Origin of the sequence: Shewanella sp. SM21 (genome assembly GCF_025654335.1) — a bacterium.
Classification (GTDB): Bacteria; Pseudomonadota; Gammaproteobacteria; order Enterobacterales; family Shewanellaceae; genus Shewanella; species Shewanella oncorhynchi.
Genome location: NZ_JAKKRL010000003.1, coordinates 158804 through 182242 on the forward strand (window position 1 = coordinate 158804; position 23439 = coordinate 182242).

Here is a 23439-nt window from a genome sequence, read left to right on the forward strand (position 1 = left end):
CCCGCGGCATTCACAAGTTCACGCGGATGGGCACTGCGTTATGCTCTCAGGAGAAAAAATGAGTTCAGTTGAATTGTGGAAAAGCTTTGTTGATGAGTTTGCTCAGTTACATGATGGAGTATTTGAAAAATGGGTCTTGCAAGAAGGGAGCTATCCAAACAAGCAGGAAAATTCAGAAATAAATGAGTTCTTAAAGTCACTAACTGTCCAGCAAAGAGAGATTCTCGTCAAAATGCTTATTAATGCTAGACGTGGTGGTATTCATGATGCCTTAGTACGACTTAATGACAGAATGGACTGCGAAAATGGTCAGTATTACGAAAACGGCATTGAGATGGAATTTCAGCCCTTTGGTTCCACCCTTTACTATGACTATGTTTGTCGCCGAGAAGGGGATAATTGGGAGCAAGAAGAATAGGTATTATCGGAATATCTTGCTTCCAGTGAACACCCTGCACAGCTGAATGATTTCAGTTGCTTAACAAAGCCATCGCTGGTTAAAGGCAAACCAAAAGTGCATTATGTTGTTGGTTTAAAATGGATGGCTTGATGTATTATTCGCTAACGCGGAGCCGCTTATACCCAACGTTATGTGTAAGGGAATCTTAATGATCGAAAGACCCAAAGTAATAAATCTCACAGAAGCCAGAACGATTCGTAAAGTCCATTGCGGAGAGTGTAACTGGGAGCAGGAAATAGCTGCTATCACTGAAGCTGAGATAAAATGTTGCCCTTGGTGCGGCTGGAGCGATCTGGAAATAAGTACTTTAAAAGCAGAAGGTGGCTTCCAAGAAATAGAATGTCAAAAGCACGGTAGAGTTACGGTTCTACTACCTAGCTGCAATATTGATCCACTAGACTTCATGAACAACTTATTTTGTCCATTCTGTGAGTAACACATAACAATGCAAACCAGCCTGATGGCTTTTTCGTTCCTTGTTTTGCTACGCTACCGCAAAACAATCCACTACAAAGCAGCAGCTGTTTTCGGCTTATGCGTTAAGAGAGATCGGATATATAAATGGAAAAAGCATTAATAGATATTAGGTATTACGCTAGCGACTCCCTATATGAGACAGGTAAAAGTCTACCTTCGAGTTGTTCTAGCTTTTTCAAATTTCCTAAGCTGCTTCATTACTGGGGTGCTCGTATAGCCACAATACTTGGTGCAAATGGATTATCCCTCGGAGAATTCGATCACCTATATGTAAACTACACAAATGCTATTCCAGAAGGCTCGATGGTTTTTTCCGATAGAACACCAGAAAAGTGGCTTAGGTATATAGACTGTGGTGTAAATTTTGAGAAATTAAAATCATTAAATGAGTCCGAACTTGAACAATTTGTAATTCGCAGTACCTTTGAGTGTCTTGAGCACCTTTGTAAGTTGAGCATAGAAAAAACCGAAAAAATCAAGCTTGCTTCAAACGAGGTGGAAAGATTTGGTTCTGCGGTCGAGCTTCCGGTTAAGGCAAAACATACTAAGTCATATTCGGTTCTGGTTTCATATAAATTGCGCCCAAATGGCGAAGCATCTCATGGGCTTGTAAAATACATTAACCACAAAACAGGTGCTACTTTCACTAAAAGGTTTGTTGATCTTAAGGGACCATCGGATATATTTCCTCTGGTCGGTACAATTTCAGTAAAAGATGGAAAAGTCCTGATCAAGCCGAGGGCATCATTTAAAGCTAGCCTTTACACAAATTCATATCAGATTCCAATGGAGATTGATTTAAGTGAAGCGGCAAGCGCATAACAAGGCGCTCTGGGACAAACCTACGCTGCGCTTTGTCCAGAGCGCGGTGTTAATCCATAGCAATTTTAATTCGAAAATCATAGATTAGAGCAAGAATTCTAACCTATTTATGTCTACTAGCTTTTTACGTATATATAGCAAAACTGGTAGTTAAAATTGGCATTGGGTCACCAGTGAGCGTTGGCGACATGGATGTCGCCGTCGAGCCTATAAGGACATATTCATGGCGTGTCGCTGGAGACACAATGACAATAAACTCCCTGAACAGATAAACGGCTATTTAGCTTTAGTTCAACTCCTGTTAATTCAACGACATAATTTTTATGGTGTTGTGAAAGATGATTGTATCCTGACTTGTCTAATTTAGTCTTTGTCATGAACGTTGAATGTTGGGATCCTAATTTGAATCCTTTGCTCACTGAACGTACTTATAAAGGTCATGACAGTGAGCATGAGGGACAGGACTTAAGCCGCTTAAGCTAACGCAATACTTTGCTTAAAAATGCTTGGGTACGGGCTTCTTTCGGATGGGTGAATAGCTCATCTGGCGGACTAGATTCGACTACATAACCGCCGTCCATAAAGATCACTCGATCGGATACATCGCGCGCAAAGCCCATTTCGTGGGTGACAATGACCATGGTCATGCCCTTTAGCGCTAAATCTTTCATCACGTCTAATACATCACCGACCATTTCAGGATCGAGTGCCGATGTTGGCTCATCGAACAGCATCAAGTCTGGTTCCATGGCCAATGCGCGGGCAATGGCGACCCTTTGCTTTTGGCCGCCTGATAAACTGGCGGGGTAGGCATTGGCTTTGTCACTTAAACCAACCTGTGCCAGTAGGTCGAGGGCTTTGGTCTCGGCCTGAGCTGGCGTCATCAGTTTTAGACTAATGGGCGCTAAGGTGATGTTTTGGATGACGGTTTTATGGGGGAACAGGTTAAAGTTTTGAAACACCATGCCCACTTTTTGCCGCAGTTTATCTACGCAGGCGTTTGGCGCTGTGATCAATTGACCTTCAATCTCGATATCGCCTTGGCTTGGCTGCTCTAACAGATTAATACAGCGCAAAAAGGTACTCTTGCCACTGCCGCTTGGACCGATCACGCTCACTACTTCGCCCTGACGAATATGCTCGCTAATGCCCTTGAGCACTTGGTTATCGCCGAAGTTTTTATGCAGGTTGGTTATTTTAATCACTTTGTTTCAACCTCTTTTCAAATTTCGACAGCACAAATGTGAAGCTGTAGGTCAGGAATAGGTAAATAAGGGCGCAGGTAAATAAGGGCACACTGTCCTCGAAGGTACGGCTACGGATGATTTCACCGGCGCGCATAAGGTCAACACCACCGATAAAGCCAATGACGGCGGTTTCCTTGAGGAGCACGATAAATTCATTACCAAGTGCGGGCAGAATATTCTTAATCGCTTGGGGCAGAATAATCGACTTCATGGTCATTGCTTGGGACAAGCCAAGTGAACGGGCCGCTTCGGTTTGACCTTTATCAACGGCTTGAATCCCTGCGCGGATTATCTCAGAAATATACGCGCCGCTATTGAGACCAAAAGCGATAATGGCGGCAGTGATCTTATCGACATCTAAGGCAGAAAGCACGATGAAGTAAAGGATCACTAATTGCACAACTACTGGGGTGCCACGGATCACACCGACATAAAGATTGGCGGGGAAGCGGATATACCACTTAGACGACATCTTCATAAAGGTGGTGCCAATGCCTAACACTGCGCCTAATAACATGGCGAAGAAAGTGACGATTAACGTCACTTTCAAACCATTTAATATCAGCAGTATGCCTATCATGCCATCTTCGCCAATCGGGCTAAACAGCGAGGTATTAATTGCGTCTATCATGCTGATATCACTTTATATGGGCAGAAACGAGCGTCTGATATTGGCCGTCAGCTTTCATGTTAGCCAGTGTTTTATTGATGCTCGCCAGCAGTTCAGGCTGCTCTTTCGACACGGCGAAACCATAAAACTCAGCAGGAAAATCCAGTTTAATCATCTTTAATTCAGGATTTTTAGCCAGATAGTTAGCGGCAGGTTCGCTGTCGAATAACACTAAATCTACCTTTGAATTTTTAAGCTCCATAATGGCTTCGAAACCCGTATTAAAGGCGGTGATATTTTGGGTATATTTTTTCGACATAATGTCAGCGGTTGTGCCTAACTGCACCGCAAAGTGTTTGCCTTTAATATCTTCAAGCGTATGAATACTATCGTTATCTTTGTTGACGAGTACGACTTGAGTTGCTTCGTAGTAAGGCTCAGAGAAGTTTACGTTTGCTTGACGTTCAGCGGTAATCGTCATACCTGAGGCGATAAAATCAATCTTGCCTGAATTAAGCGCGACGATCAGTGAATCGAATTTCATGTTTTCGACTTTGAGCGTCTTGCCCGCATCTTTAGCGATTTGCTTGGCCAGATCGATATCAAAGCCTTTGATTTCATCGCCACTTTGGCCGCCAACATATTCAAAAGGAGGGAAGGCGGCATTGGTGCCAACGACTAACACGTCATCGCTTTTTCCGCATCCAGCTAACAACAAGGTGGCAGTTAAGGTCAGGCCGCCTAATAACATGGACTTTTTCATTTAAGACTCTCTTGTTCGATTTCACTATCAGTGTGGCGACTATAGGCAGATGAGCATTAAGTGTCAATAATTATGCTGTTAATTTGATTAAAAATTCATTTCTATTTTGCGGTTTTCAGTCGCAAGATTGAGGGGCGCTGCTTTCCTGTACAAATTTGTGTGTAAGTTGTTTTTTCTGGGTTGAATTATTGTGCTTTGGTCTGTAACTATTGTTACTGTTAGTTTTTTGGCTATCTATACTTCTGTGGTGTTTATTAGCGGCTTCTCAATGAGAGTGTCATAATTTGAACTATCGCCTATTATTTTTTGATTAAATTGGCTAGTTTAGCCGCTCTTTAACGGCAACCTTAGTTGGTGTTATTCCTATTTTATGCAGTTTAATCCTCTGGCTGATTTGATTATCAAGCTAGAAACGATGTTTCAGGAGTCAAAAGTGAACTATCTCAACTCAGCATTAGTGTGCTTAGCCCTGTGCTTATCGAGTGCACTGCAGGCCGAAGAGCAAACTCAGTGGCATTACAGCTTAGGCAGCCATGATTTTGTGGTCGAGGATTCTCACACCTTAGGGGTGAATGCGAGTCTATTGTTAGAACATAAAACCCAAAGCGATATTTTGCTGACGGCGGCGCTGGATGCCTATATAGACGTAGATGTCGATAAACTCGACCCTGACCACATCCCTGTGTGGTTTAAGTCTGCCTATGCCGCGAGCGGTGAACTTTATCGTGTTAATCCCGCGTTTTCATTCGGTTGGCAGTTCGATTTACAGGGAAAGCGTAATACCGTTAGCTCGGTTGAGAAACAAGCTAAGGTATTTCCTGGGCTGACAGCTAACTTTGATGGGCAACAATTACAGGCTCAGTTCAAGGCGGGTGCGGGTTATTACTATCTCGAAATCGATGACGATGTGCCTAGAACTCGAGGTTACGATCGTGGCGATTTTGGGAATGGTATGTTTGCTTATACCTTTATGGGAAGTGTAGGGGCTAATGTGACGCCTAAGCTACATATGCAAGTGGCCGCACAAACCTGGCAAGACGAAGACCAATGGTTAGAGAATCAATATCGCTTTGAGCTGAGTTACCAAACCGATTTTTGGCGGCCTAATAGCGTGTTAATGCTGAGTGCTGAGCACACGCAATACAATTTAGACCACTATGCCAAAGTCGATGTTAACTCGGCTGAGTATTTGCCTATTCTGCCATGGGATAGCGATACGCTAGTGCGTTTAAGCTTAGTGGTTCCTTGGTAAGAATAGGGTTATTTATGGGTTAAGTGCTTCTCGACTAAGGCGATCATGGCTTGAGCCGCGAAGGACAATACTTGGTCTTTGCGCCAAAAGAGGGATAACTCCCAGCGCAGCTCGTCACTCGCCAGCGGGATATTTACGACGCCTGACACGCTGTAGCGCCGCGCGATGGAGCGCGGTAATACCATAACCCCTGTGCCCGCGGCGACTAAGGCAATCCCGAAATCGGCTTGGCTAACGCGGGTAATGTTTTTAGGGACAAATCCGGCGTGTCGGCAGGCATTGAGCACTAATTGGTAGAGAGTGTATTCGGTTTCGAACATCACTTGAGGATCGGCGCTGAGATCGCTAAACGACAATATCTGTCGGGTGGATAACGGATTTTCCTTAGGCAGCACTACTACCATAGGATCGTTAAACACACGTATGCCGTCATAACCCTCATCAAAATCAATAATCCCAGTGGCCAGTTCAATTTCGCCCTTTTGGATTGCCGCGGTTTGCTCTACACCGCCACGGACGAGTAAGTGCATCTCTATCTGCGGATATTGCTGGCGATATTTGGCAATAATCGGGGCAAAAATTTCGGCACTACCTAGAGGAGCCAATCCGAGATTGAGTTCGCCCGCGGTTAAACTGCGTTGGGCCGTGAGTTCAGCGAGCATGCGTTGTCGGCCAGCGAGTAACTCTTTGCCATGTCGATAAACAACTTCACCCGCGGGCGTGAGTTTGACTTGGGTGCCGCGTTTACCGCGTTCGAGTAAGATGAGGTCTAGCTCCTCTTCCAATTGGCGTACGGCCTTTGATAGTGCAGGTTGGGTGAGATGGACTTTTTCGCTGGCTTTACCGAAGCCTCCAGCATCGACGATTTCGATAAAATAGCGGATAACTTTGAGGTCCATTAAGGTTCACCTTTAAATGTATTCTTAAAATTCATGCATTACATTCTTAATATTCATTTTTTTTATCAAATAGGCAAGCCTAGAATAGCCCTATAGAAAACTTTGTTCTAACCGAGAAAATCATGTCATTCCCACAAGCCGCAATACGTCAGTGTCGACATTGGGCTTTGTTATTAAGCCAAATCGGCCTCTTCTGTTTACTGTCCTTCGCATGTCACTGGTTCGCCACTTGGGCACATTCTCCTATTCCAGGAAGTGTGATTGGCTTAGGCATACTCTTATTTTTATTAGGTTTTAAACTCATTCCTGAAAATGCAGTACAACTGGGCGCCGCTTGGTTGATTGGTGAGTTATTGCTGTTTTTCATCCCGCCAGTGATATCCGTTATTAAGTACGAAGGTTTGTTTGAGCAATACGGCACCAATATATTGTTCACTTTAGTGATGGGCAGTGTGTGTGTGATGTTTGGTACAGGCTTTGTGGTCGATAGAGTGTTTCGTTTTGAGCGCCAACTGAACATCAAAAAGCAAGCCCGTCGCCACGCTAAGGCGGCTTAATGATGACTGACTCAAAAGTGGTGGATTTTGTGTTGTCGCAGACCGGATTAGCCTTATTCAGCTTATTGCTGACAATATTCTGTTACTTCGGTGCCAAGCGTCTCTATAAGTACCATAGAGTCTGGTGGTTAGCGCCCATAGTGTTAGCGCCAATAGTGATTACCTTATTGGTGTTTAATCTTAAGATCCCGCTGCCAACCTATTTTGAATACACCCATTGGTTGATGGCCATGTTAGCGCCAGCGACTATCGCCTTTGCTTTGCCGATTTATCGTGAGCGTAACTTGATCCGTCAGTATCCGCTGACGATAGGGTTAGGTGTCACGGCCGGATTGTTTCTGGGGATGATGTCTTCTTGGCTGCTGGTGAAGTTTGTGCCTCTGCCGGTGGAGTTGTCTAAGAGTTTGCTGGTACGTTCGGTGTCGACGCCCTTTGCGATGGAGGCGACCAGTGCCTTTGGCGGCGTGCCTGAGTTGACGGCCATGATGGTGTTAATCACAGGCGTCATTGGCATCTTGGTGTGCGACCCCTTATTCAAATTTATGCGTATTCGTACTTCGTTAGGTAAAGGTGTTGCTCTAGGGGCATCTGCCCATGGTGCGGGCGCCGCAAAAGCCAATGAAATCGGCAAGCAAGAGGGCGTTATCGCCAGTTTGACTATGATTTTTATTGGTATCGCTATGGTGTTAGGCGCACCCGTTTTTGCTTTGATTTTTATCTAGGCTTTGAATGCTATCGTGTGAGTTTTATGGCTTGAATTTACACACCTCAATTTCGGCAAATTTGCCTCTTCGAGCGCTAACTCCTTCTCTGTTATGCGCTTTTTTTTTGAGCTTACCTTCATAAAATGTGGCATGCTGTACCAAGTTGAAATACATAGTATTAATGGTGATACCTATGTCTAGTAAGTCAGATAAACAGCCAAACACGCAATACAGCGTGAGTTTACGCCCGATTATTGAAAGTGATCTTGAAGCTATTTTTGTGCATCAAAGCGATCCCATTGCTAACCAGCTTGCTCAATTTCCTCCTCGGGATCGAGAAGCGTTTTTTAAACATTGGCATCAAAATATTCTTGGACAAGTGAATGTATTACCAAGGGCGATATTGGTTGATGGCAAGTTTGTGGGCAATATTGGGCATTGGCAAAGTGATGGACAAGCGCTGATAGGGTATTGGATTGACCGTGAATATTGGGGCAAAGGTATCGCGACACAGACCTTAGCGCAATTTTTGCCTTTAGTCAGTTTAAGACCCCTTTTTGCCCATGTGGCTAAACATAATTTAGCTTCACAGCGAGTGCTGCTCAGACACGGTTTTGTGCTGACAGACCAACTGATACAAGAGAGCGAAGATACTGAAGCCTTACTCGAATTTGTCTTACGCTAGCGGATAAGATGCTATAACGCGGCATTTTAGGGCGTATGTTAACGCTTTCATTCGCCTAAAATGACGTATTTAGATGCTTGAAACCACTGTTGTACAGGGACTTTTGTTAAAAGTGCAAAAAGTCGCCCATTATTTTCATTTCAAATTATTCTACTGAAAAAAATCTCTTTCTAAGATTTTGTCTCTACTACAATTGAAAGGTCTAGAGCTAGATGCTTTATTGCTCTGGATTGGTGACAGGTTAAGCTGGTTTTACATAAAAAAATTGAGAAGAAAGTGCTGATCTTACTGATAAAAGTCTAATTGCATTCTATTTCTTTCACTGTAGAACTCCTATACTTAGCCAAAACCTGTGCCATAGCACAATCGATCCCTTATCTATTCAGTGAAATCTATATGAAGATCCGTTTTCTGCTCAGTAGTTTTATTCTTGCGTGCAGCAGTCTCACCGTTGCCACGACAGCGCATTCAGCCGATTCGGCCTCTGTCGCATATAAAAGCACCAAAACTCAATCGACAGCAAAAACGAAGCAAGCACCATTAAAGCAAGAAATTGCAGGACGTAGTGCGATAGTCGTGGACTTAAAAACCAATGAAGTGCTTTATTCCAATAATCCTAATGCAGTAATGTCAATTGCATCTGTCACTAAGTTGATGACAGCTATGGTGGTGCTGGATGCAAAGTTGCCTATGGAGCAAAAGCTTGCGGTAAACATCCGTGATACCAAAGAAATGAAAGGTGTTTATTCTCGAGTTCGTATCGGCAGTGAAATCAGCCGTAAAGAAATGTTATTACTGACCTTGATGTCATCAGAAAACCGTGCCGCTGCAAGTCTTGCACATCATTATCCCGGTGGTCATAAAGCTTTTATTAAGGCGATGAATGCCAAAGCAAAAGCGCTGGGAATGAAAAATACCCGCTATGTTGAACCTACAGGTTTATCCTATAAAAACGTTTCGAGTGCCAGTGATCTGATTGTCTTACTCAAGGCTAGTGAAAAGTATCCTATGCTAGGCCAGCTGAGTTCTACCGAGAAGAAGACGGTTACCTTTGCCAACCCAAGATACAGTTTAGATTTTCGTAATACCAATCGTTTGGTTTATAAAGATAACTGGGATATTCATCTAACCAAAACAGGCTTTACGAATGCAGCAGGGCACTGCCTTGTGATGCGTACTGAAATGGCAAAACGCCAAGTGGCATTTGTCGTGCTCGATGCCTACGGCAAATATACTCATATTGCGGATGCTAACCGTTTACGTAACTGGTTAGAGACTGGCAAAGTCACTCCTATTCCTGCTGAAGCTAAGCAATACAAGAAACAACGTAGCCAGCAGCAATTAGCTAAGTTAAGTGAGACCTAGTTTCTCGGTTGCAGCTTTATAAAAGTACAAACATAAAGGCCAGATGAGCAATCAATCTGGCCTTTATGTTTTAACGCTTTGAGTTTCTACTCAATTTTGATAAATTTATGATGGATTTGAGCGTACCATAGTCGTTATTTTATGTTCTCAAGGATGACATTCGTGTGGATGTATTTTTAAAAAAAATTCAACTTATCTATTTTCCCTTCTTATTTCTCAGCCTGTTATTTGTTTCTGGTTACAGTTTTGTCCATTGGCTGTTGTTGGTTAACCTTGAGTTTTTTAGCCTAGATGAAGATATCGTTAATTTGTGGCTGCCGCAGATACTGTCTTGGCTATTGTCGATCATTTATATCCGACCTAGGCTAAAACGACTCAAGTTTGTTAAAGATAATTCGCGCTTTTTCTATTTATTGATCGCGGTGCAATTAATGGCAGTTCCTTGCATCGTTGCGCAGGAATATCTCAAGACTACCACGGGGAAGTTAACGCAATTAGCATCGATACAAGAATTGTATCTCCATAAAAATACTCAGTATTATCAGTTGCAGCAATCTTATATTGATAAGACGCAAATTGGTTTGCAGCGAAGCCTAGAGGTTACAGGTAAACATAGTAGCCACTTAAATATGGCGCTGTATATCGCTATGCCGATTTTTGCAGAGCGTGCAGACAGTTGGCATGCTAAGGCCCTCGCTTGGTATGGTAAAGTTTATCAGCAGGAGATCAGTAATCGACTTGAACCCAATGAGAAAGAAGCGCAATTCAAAGCATTTTTGGCTAAATCCCTAAATGAGTTCAATGAGTTGGACCCCCAGAGTTTTGTTTACCTTGAACGATTAGCCCCATCCTCTCTTCGTTCAGAGTTGCTCAGCGCCGCACAAAAAAGTCCGCTTTACCAAGCCGAACATCAAACGATTTTTATGCCCCAATTTGAGCCATTTGAGGCTCGTAATGGCCATAAGTTAGTGTGGATTTTTATCTGGTTTGTTGTTGGCGCTTTAGTCTGGTTTGTACTCTTACTGCGGGTCAATCTGGATGAGAAAAGCGTAAAGCCGAGACGCAAATAAATCACGCTCGGCCTTGGATTTAATAAAGTTTAGGCATGTTCAAACATTAAGAACAAGTAAACGATAAACAAGACTATATGAGTCGCGCCGTGCAATGCATTGGTGCGACCGCTACTAAAACTTACCTTACAGACCATTAAACTGGTGATTAACAGCACCATGTCGGCGGGTGACAGGCCTAAATGGACTTCTTGATCTATCACGCTGCCAATAATTAATACCGCGGGGACTGTGAGTGCAATCGTCGCGAGAACTGAGCCAAAATATAGATTCATCGCCCGCTGTAATTGATTGTTTAACGCGGCCTTAAAGCCTCCTACCGCTTCGGGGGATAAAATCAAGCAGGCGACAATAAAGCCCCCTAATGCCTGTGGAGCGCCTAGGGTTGCTACGCTGTAATTGATGGGCATAGCTAAGGTTTTTGCCAGCAAGATGACCACCAACAAATAGCCAATTAATAGAATCGTATGGTAAGCATTACTGCGCAGTATGCCGTGGTGTTCCTCATGGTCTTCATGATCGGCATCGACAAAGAAATGGCTATGGCTCTTTGTCTGTACCACTAAAAAGACGCCATAGAGCAGAATCGAAATAATGATCAGCATCCAAGACATGGCTTTAGACATGCCGCCGATAGTGCCACCTTCGGTAAAATTGGGCAGTACTAAACAGAGTAGGGCGAGGGGAATAATCGCCACGAGATAGGATTTTACGCCATCTAAATTGAAATGCTGGGTATGGTAACGCCAGCCGCCAAGTAATAATGTAAAGCCCACTAAGCCATTGATGATCAACATGACGACGGCGAACATAGTGTCGCGCGCCATGACAGGGTTGGGTTCTCCGGTCAGCATCACGGAGGAGATCATCACCACTTCGAGTGAAATGACCGATAAAGTTAAGATTAAGGTGCCATAGGGATCGCCAAGCTTAATCGCTAGTGCATCTGAGTGGCGTACCACAGAGAAAATAGCCCAAGTCACTACACCCAATAGGGCGAGTGAAACGGGAATATAGGTCGAGAGGGCGGTGCCATCGGCGAGTAAGCTATCGCCACCGGTTTTAAAGAATACTAAGGTCAGTATTCCCAGTAGCAGGGCTAACTCGTCTTTCATAAATGTCTTCATAGGCAATTTGTCCTAAACGAAAAAAAAGGCCGTTAGTATAGACACTGGTTATGGCACACTTTGCATGAAACTTCCTTTAGATTTGGAGTTAAGGATAAATGTTTGAACTAGATCGCTTTTTAATCTAAAACCCCATTTTTAAGCTAGCCATGGTGTTCTGTTTTAATCAGCTTGCCGAGTTGATCATAATGATTCCAATCCCCTGATTCTCGATCGCTGAGATAACTGCCTTCAGTGCGTTTTTCACCATTAGGCCAAAAACTTTGCCATAGACCTTCCTTGCGATCCCTAAGATAAGTGCCTTGTTCGGCTAACTTGCCATTGTTGTGGTAATAGCTAGCATCGCCTTCTTTTTGGCCTTTCACCCAGGTTTCAACGAGTTCTGGCTTACCGTTCTGGTGATATTGCTTCACTTGACCATCAAGCGAACCCTTAGCATAAGTTGCCTCTAATTTGAGTTGGCCGTTACTGTAATATTCTTTCGTTTGGCCATGGTTTTGACCCTCTAAAAACTCAGTGCTAGCAGCTTGCATCCCATCCTCAAACCAGCTTTCCCACAATCCAGTTTGATTACCTTTATCCATAGCACCGCTAAGTTTTAGTTGGCCATTGTTGGGATAGTACTCGGCATATTGGCCAGTTTTATCATTTTTATCATAGGTTTCGGAGCGGTAAACCACTTGCTTAAAGCTGTAAAACTCCCTAATTCCGTGGCGCTTGTTTTCCTGCCAATGGCTTTTTTGCTGGATATTCCCCTCGGGGATTGTGCCATAGGTAGGGTCTTTTTCTTCGTAGCGATAATCCGTCCACAGACCGGTTTTTTGGTCGTCCAGATACTCCCCTGTCACACGGCGGCGTCCGTGGTAATACTCTGTATAGTTACCATTAAGTTTGCCATTGGCGAAGGTTTGCTCCCGTTGTTTCAGGCCTTCGCTGTACTGTATCCATAGGCCTTCTTTATTGCCGTTTTGATATGAGCCTTCTTCATTGGGATCACCATTGGCATACCAGCGGGCGAAATGGCCATCAAGAGGGTAACGACTGGCATTGTCTTTTTTATCCCGTGCGTAGTGAGATACTTCCCGAGGTTTACCGTTATCGTAAAATGACTCATATTTTCCGACCCATTGGCCATCGATACGTTCGCCGCGCTCACTCACTGTGCCGTCGTCAAAATAGGTTTCTGATTTCCCTGTTGGTTTACCTTCAACGTATTGATCTAGCGTCCGCAGCTTGCCATTGTTGTGGTAACGGCGTGATTCACCGTGACGCTGCCCTTGTCGCCATTGCTCGGAGGATTGCAGCTTGCCAGCGTGATAGCGCTCAAATTGGCCATCCTTAATTCCCATATCGTAGTGGCTTTTTTCGAGCAAATTACCTTCGGTGTCATAACGCTCCGATGGTCCATGAAGCGGATATTGACCATTGTCAGCCTGCTTTGAGTCTTGGTAGTTACGTAATTCTTTAAGTTGGCCGTTGTTGTGGAAATATTTTTGCGTACCAGCGAGTTGATCCTGTTTATAGTTGAGAGCACTGGTGAGAATGCCCTCGGCATTAAAATATTGCTGTGGCCCGTCCAATGCACCATTAACATACTGTTCTTCAACTTGTAACTTACCTGCATCATTAAATTGCTGGCATTTCCCTTGGCGTTGCCCAGCGCTATATTGGCAGCGGCTGGCGAGTTCACCATTGGGGTAAAATGTCCGTTCTTCACCCTCGAGCAGATTGAGATTAAACTGGCTGCTGCTCGATTTAGTCCCGTCATCGAAAAAGGTTTCCCATGCTCCTTGGCGACGACCTTCGGCATCGAAGCGGCCCGTCACTGTGGCTTGTCCATTGGGATTTTGTTCTAAATAAGAACCTGAGAGTTGGTTGTTCGCATAGCTCTGGCTTTGGGACAAGGTGCCGTTTTCATAGAAACTTTCCCATTTCCCGTGGCGCAGGTTATCGAGGTAGCTTTCTTGGGTTTGTAGTTTGCCACTGTCATAGAAACGTCTTACCTGCTCCTTTTTACCGTCTTTATAATAAGTAGCTTGGCAGAGATGGCCGCTGCTGTTGTATTCTTTCCATTCGTCCGTGGGCACGCCTTTGGCAAATTGCTGTTCCTCAGTAACGGCGCCGCTCAAATCGAACATATGCCAAGTGCCATCTTGATAACCCTGCAGATAGTTTCCTTCGACTAGCTTGCTGTTATTGGTATGAAATACTTGCCATTTACCATTAGGGATCCCCTCGGAAAACTGCCCTAAGGTATAGCCTTGGTTGTCGCGCACTATGGCGATATCGCCATTTAAGGGCATGCCAGTGGCGAGATTGTAATAGCTGGGAATTCCGTCCTGTTGGCGGATTTCGACCATCATGGAGGAGAGATTTTGCGCTGCTTGTACATGGGCACTGGTTAAGCTGGCTCCCGCAATCGCGAGGCTGATAAAGCGAAATGGCGTATTGAACATGCTGATTCCTTGCTCTGTTCTGGGTCGTAAGGCCGCGCCGTTTGCGGCCTATACAAGAATCCTAATTTTTTGCTGTTGAGTTTATTTATCGGGCTGTGCACTTATATACAGTGCACAGCGCCAAGGGTTAAGTTAATCGATTAATCGATTAAGCGAATATGCTTAGGCTAAAACATCGGGAAACCAGAGTCACTGGTCACCACAGGTGGCGGTGTTTCCTGATTTAAAAACTGCCCATGATTGTAGCTATTAATCACCTCTATCCAGCCATGCTCCTCAAACTCATATTGCTTACCATGAAGTTTGCCCTGCTCGTCATAATTGGCGATTTCGAGCACATAGTCTTCAACTGAGCGCAATTCCCAATGGCCGACTTGCTTGCCTAGATCGAAACTACCATACCAATAGCGTCTTTCAGGATTGGGTATTGGGCGGAAACCGTACTCACCATGGGTGTACACCCAGTCGCCATCCTGTTGCCCATTGCGGTATTCGCCCTTTTCATACAATTGGCCGTCAGTGGCGTAGCGTTGTACTAATCCTTCGGGTTTGCCATGGTTAAAGTTTATTAATTCAAGCAGTTGCCCTGAACTTGTCTCATTACGAAACTCGCCATGGAGTTCACCATTGTCATCATAGCTAAAGGTGAGGCTGGTATCCTCTTGCTGCTTCTTCCATTTGCCTGAGGGCTTGTCATTGGAATATTGACCTTGCTCGGCCACCCAACGCTTACCGGTTTTATGGTCGATTTTCACCATTTCATAGGGGCCTTCACGCTTGCCCTCGTTAAAATACTCGCGGGAAACGGTGTTTACATCAGTTTGGTCGAAGGATTTAATATGTAAGCCAGTCAATTTTTTATCGAGTTCCTCGCTGCGACTCACTAACTCGCCTTGCTGGTAGTCTTCGCTGAGTGACCAGTTTTTGAGTATGTCGTTTTCTGTGCTCTCAATCAGTTGGCCCTTGCTAAAGCGCTGCTGCTTACGATAAACCCAGCGATTACCTTGGTATTTGCTGTCGGTGGTTTTTTTTATTTGCCCTTGCTCATCGTATTCGATGGATTGGAGGGCATCCCCTTTATCGTTGGTCACTTCCTTTAATTTGATCTGACCATTTTCATAATAAGTCAGTTGCTCACCGACCTGATAATCAGCTTGATATTGGTAGTGACGCTCGACTTTGCCATTGTCAAAATATTCAAAATAGTCACCTTGCCTTTTGTCTTTAACGAACTCTTGGGTCGAGATGACTTGCCCATTCAGGCCCCAAGTTGTCTCAGTGCCATGCAATAGGCCATCAACACGATGTGCTTCACGGTTAAGTTTGCCAAGATTAAAATATTGACTCACACAGGTCGGGTCATTGCAGATCTTGGCGGTGACTTCACCTTCGGGGCCAAAATGTTCGCTGATGCCGACTGCCTGTCCATCTTTAAAGGTGGTTTTGTAGCGGATATTGCCGCCATTCCAGTAAGCGGTTTCGAGGCCTTGTTTCACACCATTTTCATAGTGCGACTCAGTATATAATTGGCCGGTGGCAATGTATTTTTTAAGCAAGCCATGAAGTTGGCCTTGCCCATTGCGAAAGCCTTGCTCGTACGGCTTGCCATCCTCAAAGTAACATTGATAAGCACCGCGGAATTGTTCGCTCGTGAGGGTTTTACCGATTTTGTTATCGGCGAGGGCACTGGCGCAGAAAAGCATATCTTTGTTTTTGTAATAAACCTCAGCCTTATAATTGCCGTCGATCACTTCGGTCGATTGTTTTAGATAGTATTGAGCCTGTTTTTCATCTTTGACAACCTTCCAATGGGCATCGAGTAACACCTTTTGTGCATTGGCATGGGTGCTGATAAGTACGAGTGCTCCAAGGAGCAGTTTTACTGTAAATAGACGCATAACTGCTCCTTTTTATGGCAAAGGTTTAAAGGTGAATTCATAGGGGATGTCGACGGGGTCTTTAGAGATCGTCATATAACTTACCTTCGCGGCGGGGCCTACGACACTTAAATAGCGACCATCGATCAGCACCTCGTTAATCCGCTGCTCAGTATTTTCAGGGAGTCGAATGGTTAACAGATTGCCTTGGGCATCTTCGACCTTAAAGTAATTTTTAAGATCGCTACTCGGCTCATTGCCATATCCGGTTTGCGTCAGCCAAGACTGCAAATCGATTAACCAAGGGCGGTCAGTCACGGGCAGTTCTAAAGGCTGCCAATGGATATCACCTTGGCACCGGATCTTGCCCTTGATCTGTTTATCGTAGAAGAACTGCCGCACGTGATCCGGAGTCATCAAAATATAGGCGGCACCGTTGGGGGCATTGGGATCAAACTGCCAAGTGACGGGGTTTTTACCCTCATTAAAACCTTGCTCTATTTCAGGTTTGCAGGCGGTCGCCAAGGCGGCTGACATGGGAATATATAGATTATGACCATTATCAGTGACAGGTTTTATCCCTTGGATAGCACTGATTTCAGCTTTTGATGACTCAAGATCCTGATAGATGAAGCTATCAAGGCTTGAATTGCCAAACTCGCTTAGGGGATTGGCCAGATTTTGGTTGTAGTCGGTAAAGGTCACAAAGCGGATGTTCTTGGTTTGGCTTAACTCCGGCTGTGGCTGGTTCTCTACGATTACAACGGTTTTAGGGATCTCATCTAGCTTAATTAGCAGGGCGCGGGTGCTAAGGTGATGAGGATCATCGACACCGATTAATTCCCCCAGCAGTTCCTTATCCGTCACCGTTAACCATTTAGGATAATCACCATCGCGACGGGCTTCGGCCATCCTTCCTTTAAATTGCTGAAAAGGAAGGTTAATGTTTTGAGTGCTACTCTGCTTTATTACGACTTTAAATAGCTTTGCCTCGGCGTCGAGCACCTGAATTGTGAGGCTCGCATCGCCGAAGGCGTAAGGATTCGCGACCAGTTCATCCCACGACTTTTCGACTATCTTATTGCTTTCGGGGATAAGGGTCAGCTTGGCGGTGATATGGTCTATCAGTTTGAGTTTATTGGCGGTGTTGTCCCAGCCTGTGGCGATAAGATCCACCGAAGACTCAATCGAGCGGTTGAAATTCATTGCCACACCTCTGCTGTGCTGCCAGAAGTGAATGTCTATTGGATTTCCGCTGGCATCAAAGGCGGCTAAGTCTTCATAATGCACATTAGCAACCACATATCGCGGGCTTATATTATGCACAAAGCGCAATTGCAGCACTTCTGGAGTGTCAGCGCCCCATGGGCCAATATTATCAAGAATACCTTGTTGATCAGATAATAAGGATTTTATAAAGTCCTTATCATGGGCTTTATATTCCCGCGGAGCATCGCTAATAGGGTAGAGTTCTTTTTGCATATCATCTATATCACGTTCGGCATCGTAGCGAGCGTCGGCATGCCAAAGCATGTTCATGATATAAGGGCTATCCTTGGGCGCCATGGCGATGCGGCGGGTGAGGGTACTGCCTTTGCTCTCTTCCTGTTGAAAAAACGCCATGCTCTCTAACCAGCCGGTTTTGCGGTTAAGCTCGAACTTTCCATAGGCCTTAAAGTTGTCTTTCTCACCTTGTACTACTGCAAATAACTTATCTTCGGTCACTTGCTCAACCGTCCAAGTTAGGCGTGCATCCATGGGGGCGCTGATGCTATAACCGACCCTAGGCTCAAGTGCTACAGGCAAGGTTGGAGCTTGTTTAAACAAGCTATTAAGATTCACCCAGTGGTCAAATAATTCCTTGATATCTTTTTGATCCATTTTGGCAATGGGAGTCAGTTGGCGGACTTCACCATTGTTAAATTCCACATTAAAGCCGTCTTTAACCAACTGAAAGATTTCATTAGAGTTACCTTTAGGGTCGATATTACTCACCGGAATCGGCATACCATAATCGCTAATTTGCAGCATATTAGGTTGGATAAAAAAACGGGCGTTATGGGTTAATGGCATTGTTAAGCTGGCCGCCTTACCCTCTGCATTCTGTAATTGGTAATCCAGCAGCAGTCGTGCCTGCAGCACTTTGCGGGTTTCAAAGCCATCATTGAGGTTTATGGTGGAGATAATCTGATATTCACGCTCTGTGGGTATGTTGGTATTAACTGAATTGGAGGGTGACGTTGAGTTATCGCAGGCGGTTAACAAGAGTGTTATACCTGCCATTGTCAGTGTGATTGCGGCGTTAACTGCCTTGTATTTCACTATGGCCATTCGTACTCCTTTGGCTACGCATGTTATTGAAATGTAAACTCATTAATCTTTTTCTGGCGACATTATACACAAAAAATATCTGAGGCATAAAAGAAAACCCAAACCAAGTTTGCTTGATTTGGGTCTGTGTTGATAGCGGTTTTGCTGCGCGCGAGTGGCTAACTTAGTGGCTAACTCAATGGTGAGATGAGTGCCTAAAAAAGCCCAAGCTGATGGATTACAGCGAGAGGATCACGCTGGCAATTGCCGCACTCATGAGGTTAGCGAATACGCCAGCGGCAATGGCGCGAAAACCATTACGGGCGATAAATTCGCGGCGTTCTGGCACCATGCTACCCAGTCCACCGATCAAAATTGCCATAGTGGAAATATTAGCGAAACCACACAGGGCGAAAGTCACAACGGCCTGAGAATGGGCGCTCAGTTGGTCTTCGACTTTCATTAACTGAATAAAGGCCACAAATTCATTCACCACGATTTTTTGGCCAATGAGTGAGCCTGCAGTAATGGCCTCATGCCAAGGAATACCCAGCAGCCATGCCATAGGGGCGAACAGATAACCGAGCAAGAACTCGAAGCTTAACTGGTAACCGAACCATTCACCCACAGCGCCTAACATGCCATTCAGTAGGGCGATAACACTGACAAAGGCCAGTAGAGTGGCACCAATCCCGACAGAAATCCGCATGCCAGACATAGCGCCATCGGCTAAGGCTTCAACCACATTGGTGGCGCGTGGCAATTCGACAGAGGTGATTTCATCGGCGCTGTGTTTGTCATTGTCGCTAGGCGGCATGAGGATTTTTGCCATCAACAGACCCGCAGGTGCCGACATAAAGGCGGCGGCGATCAAATAGTTAAGATCGACACCTAAAGCGGCATATCCCACTAAGGTGCCGCCCGCGACTGAGGCTAAACCACAGCTCATGACCGCGAAGAATTGCGAATCGCTCATGTGCTTTAAATAAGGTTTGATCACCAGCGGCGCTTCAATCATGCCGACAAAGATGTTCGCCGTGGCAGATAAAGACTCGGCGCGGCCCGTGCCCAGTAAACGCTGCAGACAGCCACCAATAATGTTGATCACCTTAGGCATTAGACCAATATGGTACAGGGCTGAAATCAGCGCCGAGAAGAAGATGATGATACCTAACACATTGATTGCAAATACGAAGCCGACTTTACCCGTGGCGAGATCGCCAAACAGGAAACCAATCCCTTCGTTGCCATAGGCTATCACGCTCGACACGCCCGCAGTAACGGATTGCAATACGGCCTTACCCGCAGGGACGTAGAGCACTAACAGGGCAAATATAATTTGTAAGCCTAGGGCTAAAATCACAGTGCGGTAGGGAATATTCTTGCGGTTCACTGACAGTAACCAAGCAAAAAACAAGATACTAATCATGCCTAATATCGCGGTCATAAGGGATTATTCTTTTGAGTTAAGGAAGAAGCCGCGCATTGTAGGCCGAGTCGCAGTAAGGGCAAGTCGAGGGCGTTACTGGGCTGTTACGATAAAACAGTCGAAAATAGCAACAGTTTAACTTGCTGTTTATGCAGGAGAATAAAAGCTATTTTAGCTACTGTTGCCCAGAGGAAATAATATTTGTGCCTGTGGCAATAATCGAAATCACGCCACAGACGACTTTAGGCTGGTGTCGTAGTCTGTGCTGGTTTGAAATGCAGCTTAAGTGGCTGCAGTTTAAGTGACTGTCTTACCTAACCAAGGTTTGAGCTTTTTATCCCAGTAGGGCGGGTGGCCGATATGGGACTTTAAACACTCGATTATCACCTTGTACTTAGTCGGTAAATGGCGCCGCCTCGGGTAAACCACATAGACGGGCATCTGTTGTAGTGGTTTCCAATCGGGTAAGAGTTGGATCAGTTTTCCGCTTTGAAACTCATCACTGAGTAAATACGTGGCCACATAGCCTATGCCGCGCCCGGCAATCACCGCATTGCGCACGGCTTCGGCTAAATCGACACGGTAATTCCCCGCCACATGCACGGTTTGTTCTAGGTCATCCTTAGCAAAACTCCAGCGATCATAATTACGGCTCTTGCTTTGATAGATAACGCAATTATGTTGCGCTAACGCCTGTGGATGGTGTGGCACGCCATGCTTGAGTAAATAATCGGGAGAGGCGACCACCACAAAGTTAGTCTCGGCGAGGTGCTGGGCGATATAACCTTCGTTCAGCTGTTCATGGTTAGTGATCCACAGATCTAGGCCTTCTTCTAGCATGTCGGCTTTATGGTCGAACAGGCTTAGCTCAAATCGCAATTCGGGGTACTTTTGCTGCAACACTTCCAGCGCGGGGATAATGTGTAAGGTGCCAAAGGACTGGGAGGAACCGAGACGAATCGTCCCGCTAATGTCATCGCGGGCATCCAGCATAATCGCATCGGCATTTTGCGTCGCTTCAAACACTTGCTCACAGTAATGGGCAAACTGTTGGCCCGCGTCGGTTAGCACTAAGGTGCGAGTGGTCCGCTGGACTAACAGCAAGTTCAGCTCGGCTTCCAGTGCGCCAAGCTGCTTGCTGACATAGGAAGTCGAGGTTTTTAACTTGGCCGCCGCTTGGGTAAAACTACCACTGGTCACCAGAGTGTGGAATATCACCATCTGGCTAGCTCTATGTTGTATCACGCTAGGCCCTCTAGAATTTAAATCGCTATTTTAAGCTAGCCTTGCCCTAACCGACAGCCGTTTGTGCCATTTGATGATAACTGCTTGCATTTACTGATGTAAGTTAACAAAATAGCAACAGCTGCATTATTTGGCGAAAGGAGTCGCTTTAACATGAATACAAGTGCCTCACTCTCCTAGATAGTTGTATATAAATAATAAAAATGAGGAGTGAGCATGTTGGATCTATTTTTATCGTTACTTGGTAATGTCGGTATTATCGTATTAATCGTATTTTTCTTCGAACGTCTTGGTAAGGTTAACGTTAATATCGGTTGGATGGCTTTATCATTTTTCCTCTTTACTGCTTATTTTATTACCGTATTAAAGGGCGGGAATATTATTCCCCTTGATAAGTTAATCCCTGACTTAAATTGGAATTGGGGCGGTAAGGTTGCTTCTATACTTTTGTGGATCGTCAGCTTATTTTTACTTAAGACTTTTGTTAAGGGAGTTAAGTTAGCTGATGCGGGTTTTACTTGGAAACAAAACCTAGGCTCCGTCAAACCTGCTGTTATTGTTATTATTTTATTTATAGGCTTGCAGTTGATACTCTCATATTCCTTAGGTAATGGGCCTAACTATGATACCGAGAAACTCTTGTATCAGGCGTTAATGCCAGGGTTTGATGAAGAGCCAATGTTTCGAGGGATATTGCTATACTGTATTTCGTTTGCTGTGGTTTCTCAGCGCTTTAATCTCTTTGGTGCAAAACTCAATATTGCAGGTTTGTTGTTGGTTATCTTATTTGGCCTAGTACATGGACTTATGTATAGCGGCGGTGAGTGGCAGTTCTCGCTTATTTCAATTCTGATTACAGGTTTCTATGGTTTTATTTTACTCTGGTTAAGAGAGCGAACGGGCAGCTTAGTGTTTCCCATTATTGCTCATAATCTAGTGAACTTAGCGGGTCAGTTTGTCTAATGTAAATGCGCAATGAATTAGTACTGATAGGTTATTTGGGTCTGGGTATTTCGCACTCTTTGCTAGCTTGGTAAATGGAGGATAAGTTAATGACACAGCAAGAAATAGTGATAATGGATGTGGAGCCGCCGCAATCGATACCGCAGGAAGCCTTTGACTGGTATGACGAATATGCCCATGGCATTATCGATCGCCGTGAGTTTATGGGGCGGCTCGCTGGGCTGGTGGCGCTAGGTTTCACCATGACGATGCTCACGGGCGCACTTTTGCCGAACTATGCCCTCGCCGAGCAAGTCTCCTTTAACGATCCCAGTATTCAAGCCAGCTATGTTAAGTTTCCCTCGCCAAATGGTTATGGTGAAGGGCGCGGCTACTTAGTCATGCCCGATGAGTTATTGCTCGCGGGCAGTGCCGCAGGTGAGCCGAAAACCTTAGATCTCAGTAAAAAAGCCGCTGTGGTATTAGTGGTGCACGAAAATCGTGGCCTTAATCCCTATATCGAAGATGTGGCTCGCCGCTTAGCCGCGCAGGGGTATATCGCCTTCGCCCCCGATGCACTTTATTCCCTAGGTGGTTATCCGGGCAATGATGATGCGGGCCGCGCCATGCAAAGCAGTTTAGACAGAGCCAAAATCGAGCAAGACTTTATTGCCGCAGCGCAGTTTTTAAAAGTCCATCCCCAAAGCAATGGTAAACTCGGTGCCGTGGGTTTTTGTTTTGGCGGCTATATCGTCAATATGCTGGCCGCCACGATTCCCGATGAACTCAATGCAGGCGTACCTTTCTATGGCACACCCGCGGCTGCAGAACTGCGTAGCCGAGTAAAGGGGCCACTTATGTTGCAATTTGCTGGGCTCGATCAGCGGGTAAACGACACTTGGGCCGAGTACGAAACCCAGCTAAAAGCCAACAAAGCCGATTATGTCGCCTATCTTTACCCGAATGTGAATCACGGTTTTCATAACGACTCTACAGGACGATACGATAAAGCCACCGCCGAACTCGCTTGGGCGCGCAGCTTAGCCTTTTTTGACACTCGACTGCGTGTCTAAGTGAAAGTAAAGCTCCGCTTATTCTAATTCCGCTTACTTTGATTAAGTCGATGAGTGACCGATTCTCGC

Annotated in this window: 20 protein-coding genes; 10 read left to right on the top strand and 10 right to left on the bottom strand. The window is 45.2% G+C overall.

Translation table 11 applies throughout. The annotated features are described in order from the left end of the window. Positions 1–58 precede the first annotated feature (58 nt). Both L5L94_RS04895 and L5L94_RS04900 read left to right on the top strand, forming a co-directional pair. Entirely contained in the window at positions 59–418 is a 360-nt protein-coding gene (locus L5L94_RS04895) for a DUF6547 family protein (protein WP_263161576.1), read from the top strand. 603 nt (positions 419–1021) lie between these two features. Beyond that, positions 1022–1759, top strand: a complete 738-nt coding sequence (locus L5L94_RS04900; protein ID WP_263161578.1) for a hypothetical protein — start codon at positions 1022–1024, stop codon at positions 1757–1759. 479 nt (positions 1760–2238) lie between these two features. Here L5L94_RS04900 and L5L94_RS04905 read toward each other — a convergent pair whose 3' ends face one another. Genes L5L94_RS04905 through L5L94_RS04915 form a run of 3 tightly spaced genes read right to left on the bottom strand, consistent with a single transcriptional unit; the run spans position 2239 to position 4379 of the window. Next, entirely contained in the window at positions 2239–2964 is a 726-nt protein-coding gene (locus L5L94_RS04905; RefSeq protein WP_106649618.1) for an amino acid ABC transporter ATP-binding protein, read from the bottom strand. Continuing rightward, positions 2957–3637, bottom strand: coding sequence for an amino acid ABC transporter permease (locus L5L94_RS04910; protein ID WP_006085903.1), 681 nt, complete (start codon positions 3635–3637; stop codon positions 2957–2959). Before L5L94_RS04910 ends, L5L94_RS04905 begins: the two co-directional genes overlap by 8 nt. Before the next feature lie 7 nt (positions 3638–3644). Continuing rightward, complete coding sequence (locus L5L94_RS04915) at positions 3645–4379, bottom strand: basic amino acid ABC transporter substrate-binding protein (protein ID WP_011847627.1); 735 nt, start codon at positions 4377–4379, stop codon at positions 3645–3647. Between the two features lie 433 nt (positions 4380–4812). Between L5L94_RS04915 and L5L94_RS04920 the strand changes: the two genes are divergently transcribed. Further along, positions 4813–5631 carry a hypothetical protein gene (locus tag L5L94_RS04920; protein WP_263146402.1) on the top strand — a complete coding sequence of 273 codons (819 nt, stop codon included), beginning with the start codon at positions 4813–4815 and terminating at the stop codon, positions 5629–5631. 8 nt (positions 5632–5639) lie between these two features. On the opposite strand, the gene L5L94_RS04925 is transcribed toward L5L94_RS04920, so the two are convergent. After that, positions 5640–6530, bottom strand: coding sequence for a LysR family transcriptional regulator (locus L5L94_RS04925; RefSeq protein WP_113938996.1), 891 nt, complete (start codon positions 6528–6530; stop codon positions 5640–5642). A gap of 122 nt (positions 6531–6652) precedes the next feature. On the opposite strand from L5L94_RS04925, the gene L5L94_RS04930 reads away from it, so the two are divergent. The 5 genes from L5L94_RS04930 to L5L94_RS04950 all read left to right on the top strand — a co-directional run bounded on the left by L5L94_RS04930 (position 6653) and on the right by L5L94_RS04950 (position 10911). Continuing rightward, a complete protein-coding gene (locus tag L5L94_RS04930) occupies positions 6653–7087 on the top strand; it encodes a CidA/LrgA family protein (protein WP_028761649.1) in 435 nt (144 codons plus the stop codon). Positions 7088–7089: 2 nt separating this feature from the next. Beyond that, positions 7090–7809 carry an LrgB family protein gene (locus L5L94_RS04935; protein WP_028761650.1) on the top strand — a complete coding sequence of 240 codons (720 nt, stop codon included), beginning with the start codon at positions 7090–7092 and terminating at the stop codon, positions 7807–7809. Positions 7810–7984: 175 nt separating this feature from the next. After that, entirely contained in the window at positions 7985–8476 is a 492-nt protein-coding gene (locus tag L5L94_RS04940; RefSeq protein ID WP_263161581.1) for a GNAT family N-acetyltransferase, read from the top strand. Positions 8477–8872: 396 nt separating this feature from the next. Further along, on the top strand, positions 8873–9841 hold the full coding sequence (gene pbpG, locus L5L94_RS04945; protein WP_105251600.1) for a D-alanyl-D-alanine endopeptidase: 969 nt from the start codon (positions 8873–8875) through the stop codon (positions 9839–9841). 164 nt (positions 9842–10005) lie between these two features. Next, positions 10006–10911 (top strand): hypothetical protein, encoded by a 906-nt coding sequence (locus L5L94_RS04950; RefSeq protein ID WP_263161584.1) that lies wholly within the window; start codon positions 10006–10008, stop codon positions 10909–10911. Between the two features lie 29 nt (positions 10912–10940). Here the strand turns inward: L5L94_RS04950 and L5L94_RS04955 are convergent, their stop codons facing one another. The 6 genes from L5L94_RS04955 to L5L94_RS04980 all read right to left on the bottom strand — a co-directional run bounded on the left by L5L94_RS04955 (position 10941) and on the right by L5L94_RS04980 (position 21355). Then, positions 10941–12038: a calcium:proton antiporter gene (locus tag L5L94_RS04955; protein WP_025008445.1), complete on the bottom strand. Its 1098-nt coding sequence runs from the start codon at positions 12036–12038 to the stop codon at positions 10941–10943. Positions 12039–12181: 143 nt separating this feature from the next. Further along, the gene (locus tag L5L94_RS04960; RefSeq protein ID WP_263161586.1) at positions 12182–14494 is read right to left on the bottom strand and encodes a toxin-antitoxin system YwqK family antitoxin; all 2313 of its coding nucleotides are present in this window, start codon (positions 14492–14494) and stop codon (positions 12182–12184) included. A 167-nt stretch (positions 14495–14661) separates the two neighbouring features. Next, entirely contained in the window at positions 14662–16392 is a 1731-nt protein-coding gene (locus tag L5L94_RS04965; protein WP_263161588.1) for a toxin-antitoxin system YwqK family antitoxin, read from the bottom strand. Positions 16393–16404: 12 nt separating this feature from the next. Continuing rightward, the gene (locus L5L94_RS04970; RefSeq protein WP_263161590.1) at positions 16405–18702 is read right to left on the bottom strand and encodes a hypothetical protein; all 2298 of its coding nucleotides are present in this window, start codon (positions 18700–18702) and stop codon (positions 16405–16407) included. A gap of 217 nt (positions 18703–18919) precedes the next feature. Further along, entirely contained in the window at positions 18920–20128 is a 1209-nt protein-coding gene (locus L5L94_RS04975; RefSeq protein WP_263161593.1) for a NupC/NupG family nucleoside CNT transporter, read from the bottom strand. A gap of 279 nt (positions 20129–20407) precedes the next feature. Beyond that, entirely contained in the window at positions 20408–21355 is a 948-nt protein-coding gene (locus tag L5L94_RS04980) for a LysR family transcriptional regulator (protein ID WP_028761657.1), read from the bottom strand. Between the two features lie 216 nt (positions 21356–21571). Between L5L94_RS04980 and L5L94_RS04985 the strand changes: the two genes are divergently transcribed. Next, positions 21572–22318, top strand: a complete 747-nt coding sequence (locus L5L94_RS04985) for a CPBP family intramembrane glutamic endopeptidase (protein ID WP_263161597.1) — start codon at positions 21572–21574, stop codon at positions 22316–22318. 89 nt (positions 22319–22407) lie between these two features. Continuing rightward, positions 22408–23370, top strand: coding sequence for a dienelactone hydrolase family protein (locus tag L5L94_RS04990; RefSeq protein ID WP_263161599.1), 963 nt, complete (start codon positions 22408–22410; stop codon positions 23368–23370). Positions 23371–23439: the final 69 nt, after the last annotated feature.